The sequence below is a fragment of the Nocardioides sp. P5_C9_2 genome, from assembly GCF_054049555.1.
Map to the genome: position 1 here is coordinate 1 of NZ_JBFUMD010000189.1, position 6,649 is coordinate 6,649.

The 6,649-nt window shown below is 70.4% G+C and carries 7 protein-coding genes; 2 read left to right on the plus strand and 5 right to left on the minus strand.

The annotated features are described in order from the left end of the window. Positions 1–310: 310 nt before the first annotated feature. From ACXJKL_RS11045 to ctaC, 4 genes are all read right to left on the minus strand, one after another. On the minus strand, positions 311–1,528 hold the full coding sequence (locus tag ACXJKL_RS11045) for an Ig-like domain-containing protein (RefSeq protein ID WP_457207097.1): 1,218 nt from the start codon (positions 1,526–1,528) through the stop codon (positions 311–313). A 73-nt stretch (positions 1,529–1,601) separates the two neighbouring features. Continuing rightward, positions 1,602–2,000 (minus strand): cytochrome c oxidase subunit 4, encoded by a 399-nt coding sequence (locus tag ACXJKL_RS11050; protein ID WP_457207098.1) that lies wholly within the window; start codon positions 1,998–2,000, stop codon positions 1,602–1,604. Beyond that, a complete protein-coding gene (gene ctaD, locus ACXJKL_RS11055) occupies positions 1,997–3,763 on the minus strand; it encodes an aa3-type cytochrome oxidase subunit I (RefSeq protein WP_457207099.1) in 1,767 nt (588 codons plus the stop codon). The genes ACXJKL_RS11050 and ctaD overlap by 4 nt, the downstream gene beginning before the upstream one ends. Next, positions 3,760–4,641: an aa3-type cytochrome oxidase subunit II gene (gene ctaC / locus ACXJKL_RS11060; RefSeq protein WP_457207100.1), complete on the minus strand. Its 882-nt coding sequence runs from the start codon at positions 4,639–4,641 to the stop codon at positions 3,760–3,762. The genes ctaD and ctaC overlap by 4 nt, the downstream gene beginning before the upstream one ends. 139 nt (positions 4,642–4,780) lie before the next feature. Here ctaC and ACXJKL_RS11065 point away from each other — a divergent pair, with 139 nt between their 5' ends. Together ACXJKL_RS11065 and ACXJKL_RS11070 are read left to right on the plus strand one after the other, a co-directional pair. Beyond that, positions 4,781–5,935, plus strand: coding sequence for a cysteine desulfurase family protein (locus ACXJKL_RS11065; protein ID WP_457207101.1), 1,155 nt, complete (start codon positions 4,781–4,783; stop codon positions 5,933–5,935). 14 nt (positions 5,936–5,949) lie between these two features. Further along, entirely contained in the window at positions 5,950–6,186 is a 237-nt protein-coding gene (locus tag ACXJKL_RS11070) for a sulfurtransferase TusA family protein (protein WP_457207102.1), read from the plus strand. 10 nt (positions 6,187–6,196) lie between these two features. Here the strand turns inward: ACXJKL_RS11070 and ACXJKL_RS11075 are convergent. Further along, positions 6,197–6,649, minus strand: a 453-nt coding sequence (locus ACXJKL_RS11075; RefSeq protein WP_457207103.1) for a PfkB family carbohydrate kinase, incomplete at its 5' end; no start/stop codon positions are given.

Below are 6,649 nucleotides of genomic sequence, written 5' to 3' on the forward strand. Positions count from 1 at the left end.
GCAGCCGACAGACCGACGAGTCACCCGGACGTCGTACGCCGCCACCCTCTGCGACCAGGCAGCCGGACGCGGAACTGGCGGCAGCCGACAGGCCGACGGTCACCCGGACGTCGCTCGCCGCCCACCCTGCGGGCCCACCCGCGCAGCTGGCGGCAGCCGACAGACCGACCCAGCCGCACGCGACAACTGGCGGCRGCCGACRGRCCGACGAGYCACCCGGACGTCGTACGCCGCCACCCTGCGGACCCAGCCAGGCAATGCCGAGCAGCGCCCGGCAGGAGGCCAAACAACCCCAGAGAAGCCAGAAGGGTCAGGAGAGGGCGGAGCCGGCCTTGTAGTCGGCGTAGGAGGCGTTCCAGTCGCCGTACCCGTTGGTGAGCGTCATCCACTCGTCGGTGCCGGTGTACTCGACGACGTCGCCCCGGCGGGTCATGGCGTAGAGCCAGGCCGCATCAGCGGTCGACAGGCCAGTGCAGCCGTGCGAGACGTTGGCGGAGCCCTGGGATCCGACCGACCACGGGGCGGCGTGGATGAACTCGCCGGAGTAGGTGACCCGCATCGCCCACTGGACGTCGTCGATGTCGTAGGCCTCCGGGTCGTCGGCGCTGATGCCGACGGTCTCGGAGTTCATCCGCTTCTCCTCGAACTTCTCGATGATGACCTTGGTGCCCGAGCGGGTGGTGAAGCCCGGCTTTCCGGTCGTGATCGGGATCGTCCGCAGCAGGCTGCCGTTGGAGAAGACCTGCATCTGGTGGGTCTGCGCGTTGACCTTGTAGACGTGGGCGTCACCGACCTGGAAGTCCACGGTGCGGCTCTCCTGGCCGAAGACGCCGTTGCCGGCGGGCACCGAGTTGATGTCGATGTCGACCGAGACGTCCGTGCCGGCCTGCCAGTACGTCCGGGGCCGGTAGTGCGCCTCGTTGTCGCTGATCCAGTGCCACGTGCCGGGCTGGGCGGGCGTGCTGGTGACCGACATGTGCTTCTCGAAGGTCGCCTTGTCGGTGACCGGCACGTCGAAGGTGACGATCACCGGCATGCCGACGCCCACGGTCTCCCCGGCGAGCGGGGCGACGGAGGGGTAGGTCTGCTGGTCGAGGGTGAGGTCCTGGGTGTGGAACCGCACCGGGCGCGTCACGGCCTGGCCGTCGGTCCGCTCGGCGGTGCTGCGCGCGACGTAGTCGGTCCCGGGCTCCAGACGCCCGGTGGAGCTCCACGTGCCGTTGCGCAGGTCGCCCTCGACGGGGGTGCCGTCGCTCGCGGCGACCTTGACGCCGGTGAGCTCGCCGCCCTCGGCGGTCAGCTCGACGGGCTGCCCGATCGGTACGGCGCGGGCGTTGCGGACGCCCAGCGCGAAACGCACCGGGTCGACCTTCTCCGCGGCCTGGGAGGGCGAAGCGTCGTCCGGTGCCGCGTCGGGCTCCTGGGAGGCCGCGTCGCAGGCGGCCAACGAGGCGCAGAGCAGCACTGCGGAGAGTGCGGCGGCCACGCGGCGTACCGAGGAGGTGGCGGGCCGGGCGAGTGAGTGCATGGGCGAGCGTTCCCCCGAAGAGACGTGGAGTCAGGTCCCGTCAAGGGTAACCGCGCCCCGGTGGGGCGCAGAATCAGTGCGCGTGCTCGCCGCGGTAGTACTCGTAGATCCAGCCGCACAGCACGATCATGCCGCCGGCCCCACCGATGATCATGAGCCACCATGCGCCCATCGCCGTGGCGAAGACCACGGTGCCGAGGGCCATGGCGCACCACAGCGGCCACCACGAGTAGGGCGGGAAGAACCCCAGCTCGCCCGCGCCATCGGCGATCTCGCCGTCCTTGCGGTCCTCGGGACGCGGGTCCATCTTGGCCGCGTGGAAGCCGAGGTAGAGCGAGACCATCAGCGTCAGCAGCGCGGTCATCGTCAGCGCGGACGTGCCCGTCCAGTCACCGGCGAGCAACCAGTAGGCCGGCGTCACCAGGACCAGGAAGATCGTGGTGATGATGAAGATCCAGGACTCAACCTTCACCGGACGTCTCCTTCGGTGGTGTCGTCGTCGTTGACGCGGTCGCGCAGCATCTGCTCACGACCGTGCATCTCGGGCGCGTCGGCGGGGTCACCGCGACGAGCCGCGTCGTTCTCGTCGAGCTCGAGCATCGCGATCTCCGGGTGGTGGAGGTCGAAGGCAGGCGACTCCGAGCGGATGCGCGGGAGGGTGTGGAAGTTGTGGCGCGGCGGCGGGCTGCTGGTGGCCCACTCGAGCGAGCGGCCCCAGCCCCACGGGTCGTCGACGCCGACCATCGGGGACTTCATCGACACGTAGACGTTGTAGAGGAACGGCAGCGTCGAGGCACCGAGCAGGAACGCACCGATGGTGGACACCTGGTTGAGCGTGGTGAAGCCGTCCTCCGGCAGGTAGTCCGCGTAGCGGCGCGGCATGCCCTCGACACCCAGCCAGTGCTGGACGAGGAAGGTGGTGTGGAAGCCGACGAACAGCAGCCAGAAGTGGGCCTTGCCGAGGCGCTCGTCGAGCATCCGGCCGGTCATCTTGGGCCACCAGAAGTAGAAGCCCGCGAACATCGCGAACACCACGGTGCCGAAGACGACGTAGTGGAAGTGGGCGACCACGAAGTAGGAGTCGGAGACGTGGAAGTCCAGCGGCGGGCTGGCCAGGATGACACCCGTCAGACCACCGAAGAGGAAGGTCGTCAGGAAGCCGATCGACCACAGCATCGGGGTGTCGAAGGACAGAGATCCCCCCCACATCGTGCCGATCCAGTTGAAGAACTTGACCCCGGTGGGCACCGCGATCAGGAACGTCATGCCCGAGAAGAACGGCAGGTCGACCGCGCCGGTGACGAACATGTGGTGGGCCCACACCGCGACCGAGAGGATCGCGATGCCGAGCGTGGCGCCGACCAGGCCGACGTACCCGAACAGCGGCTTGCGGCTGAAGACCGGCAGGATCTCCGACACGATGCCGAAGAACGGCAGCGCGATGATGTAGACCTCGGGGTGGCCGAAGAACCAGAACAGGTGCTGCCACAGGATCGGGCCGCCGTGGGACGGGTCGAAGACGTGGGCCCCGAGCAACCGGTCGGCCTCGAGCGAGAGCAGCGCGCCGGCCAGGATCGGGAACGCGATCAGCACGAGCAGCGAGGTGATGAGCGCGTTCCAGACGAAGATCGGCATCCGGAACATCGTCATGCCGGGCGCGCGCATGCAGATGATGGTGGTGATGAAGTTGACCGCGCCCAGGATGGTGCCGAGGCCGGCCATCCACAGGCCCATGATCCACAGGTCACCGCCGACGCCCGGCGAGCGGACGCCGTCCGACAGCGGGGTGTAGGCGAACCAGCCGAAGCTGGCGGCGCCCGACGGGGTCAGGAAGCCCGAGGCGGCGATGAGGCCACCGAAGAGGAACAGCCAGTAGCTGAACATGTTGAGCCGCGGGAACGCGACGTCGGGGGCGCCGATCTGCAGCGGCATGATCACGTTGGCGAAGCCGAAGAACAGCGGCGTCGCGAAGAGCAGCAGCATGATCGTGCCGTGCATCGTGAACAGCTGGTTGTAGAGCTCGTCGTTGACGACCTGCTGGCCGGGGAACGCGAGCTCGGAGCGGATCAGCATGGCCATCAGGCCGCCGACCATGAACCACGCGAACGAGGTGATCAGGTACATCTTGCCGATCAGCTTGTGATCGGTGGTGGTGATGATCCGGACCAGCTGCGTGCCGAGGCTCTTGCCCGAGGCCGGGGTGGTGGCGGTGCCGGGTGTCGCGGTGGCGGTCACTCCTGGCTCCCTTCCTGGTCGTCGCCCTCGTCGAGGCCGGCCTGCGTCGTCGCGTCGGCGCCACCGAGGAGCGGCTGGTCCGCGACGTAGCCCTGGTCGGCAAGGTCGGCGAGGTAGGTGTCGTAGTCAGCCTGGCTGACCACAGAGACGTTGAAGAGCATCCGCGAGTGGTAGGTGCCGCAGAGCTCGTAGCACTTGCCGCGGTACTCGCCGATGACCGTGGGCGTGGCCTGGAACTTGTTGACCCGGCCGGGGATGACGTCCATCTTCATGAGGAACGACGGCACCCCGAAGTCGTGGATGACGTCCGGGGACTGCAGGTTGAACTGCACGGTCTCGTCGACGGGCAGGACCAGCGTGGGGATCTGCGAGGCAGTGCCGGCGGTGTACGGCGTGGTGCCGCCCTCGCCCTGGCCGGTGTAGTTGAACGTCCAGGACCACTGCTGGCCCACGACGTCGACGACCACGTCGGGCTGGGGGTCGAGCTCCACGAGGTCGTCCTGGACCTTGACGGTCCAGTAGAAGAAGACGATCACCATCATGATCGGGGCGATCGTGTAGAAGATCTCGAGGGGCAGGTTGTAGCGCGTCTGCACCGGGATCTCGTCGTCGCTGCGACGGCGGAAGCGGACCACGACCCACAGGATCAGGCCCCACACGATGAAGCCGGTGGCCAGCGCGGCGACCCACGCCCACTTCCACAGGTCGAAGGTGGCCGGACCCTGCTCGGTGATCGGTTCCGGCATCGCCAGACGGGCGAACTGGTCGCTTTCGGCGGCGTCGCACGCGCTCAGGAGCAACAGCACAGCGGTGACCGCCACACCAGTCGCGACCCGACGAACGGGCACGGCTGCACGCTTGGGGAGTTGCAGACCCACGAACGAGCCTCTCTTTCGGTCAGTCTCGACTGGACGAACACTATCCCTGATCCGGGCCGGGGCGAGGGGCGGGTGGGGTGTCGCCGCGCACATCGACCGGCCGGGGCCGGGGCCGGTCGCCATGGTCTAGGTTCGATGGGTGAGCGACACGTCCGGCGCCGGCCTCGCGGGCGCCACCGACGGACGCTCGGTCGACCTCGACGCCGCCTCCTCGACGCCGCTCCACCCGGCCGCGCGCGACGTGCTGCGCGCCGCGCTGGAGCGGGGGTACGCCGACCCGCGCCGCCTGCACGGGCACGCCCGGGACGCGCGACTGCTGCTCGACAACGCCCGTGAGGCCACCGCCGACGCGCTCGGGGTGCGTCCCGACGAGGTCACCTTCACCACCAGCGGCACCGACGCCGTCCACCGTGGCCTGCTCGGCCTCGTGCGGGGCTCGCGCCGCGGCGACGTCGTCGTCCACTCGGCCGTCGAGCACTCCGCCGTCCTGCACGCCGTCGCCTGGGGCGCCCGCGGGGTGCCCGTGGCCGTGGACGGCCGGGGACGGACCGACACGCACGAGCTCGTCGTACGAGCCTCCGCACCCGACGTCGCCGCGGTCGCCCTCCAGAGCGCCAACCACGAGGTCGGGACCCTCCAGGACGTCGGCCGCTGCGCGCTGCCCGACGGCGTGCCCCTCTTCACCGACGCCTGCGCCTCGATGGGACGCCTCCCCCTGCCCGACGGGTGGGACGTCGCGGCCGGCTCGGCCCACAAGTGGGGCGGTCCCGCCGGCGTCGGGGTGCTCCTGGTCCGCAAGGGGACCCGCTGGCGCACCCCCTTCCCCGCCGACGACCGTGCGGACGAGCGCTCCTCCGGCTTCGAGAACGTGCCCGCCGCCCTGGCCGCCGCCGCGGCGCTGCAGGCCGTCGTGGCCGAGCGCGACGAGGTCGGCGCCCGCCAGCACGGGCTCATCGACGTCGTCCGTCGCCGGGTCCTCGCCGAGGTGCCGGACGTGGAGGTGGTCGGGGACCCCGACGACCGCCTCCCCCACCTCGTCACCTTCTCCTGCCTGTACGTCGACGGCGAGGCCCTCGTCCTCGAGCTCGACCGCCGCGGCTTCGGGATCGCCAGCGGCTCGGCCTGCACGTCCTCCACACTGGCGCCGAGCCACGTGCTGGCGGCGATGGGTGTGCTCACGCACGGCAACGTGCGGCTGTCCCTCCAGCGCGACACCACCCGCGCCCAGGTCGACGCCTTCTGCGACGTCCTGCCCGAGGTCGTGCGCGACCTGCGGACGCGGGTGGGCCTGTGAGCGCGGGTGGGCCCGTGACCCCGCCCGATCTCGAGCTGGACTGCCGCGACCTGCGCTGCCCCATGCCGGTCATCGAGCTCGCCCGTCACCTGGGCGACGTCGAGCCCGGCCAGGTGGTCGCGGTCGTGGCCCACGACCCGGCCGCGCGCGTCGACGTACCGGCGTGGTGCCGGATGCGTGAGCAGGAGTACGTCGGGCAGGACCTCAGCGACGACGGGGTGCCGCGCTACCTGGTGCGGCGACTGCGCTGACGCGTCGGCGTCAGGGGTGCAGGGTGCGCAGGTGCGGCGCGACGTCGGCAACCGCGTCCTCGCCGTACGCCGCCTCGAGGCGACGCAGGAAGTCGGCCCGCGACAGCGTGTACTCCTGGGTGCCCACCTGCTCGACGACGTAGACGGCCAGCAGGCAGCCCAGCTGGGCCGCGCGCTCCAGGCCGAGGTCCCAGTCCAGGGCGGCGAGGAAGCCGGCGCGGAAGGCGTCGCCGACCCCGGTCGGCTCGACCTTCCGGATCTCCGGGACCGCCGCGACGAGGACGGACTCCTCGCCCTTGCGGTCGATGCGCACTCCCTGCGCACCCAGCGTCACGACCCACGTGCCGACACGCTCGAGGACCTCTTCGGCCGACCAGCCCGTCTTCTGGACGATCAGGCTGGCCTCGTACTCGTTGGAGAAGAGGAGCTCCGCGCCGTCGATGAGCGGCCGGATGAGGTCGCC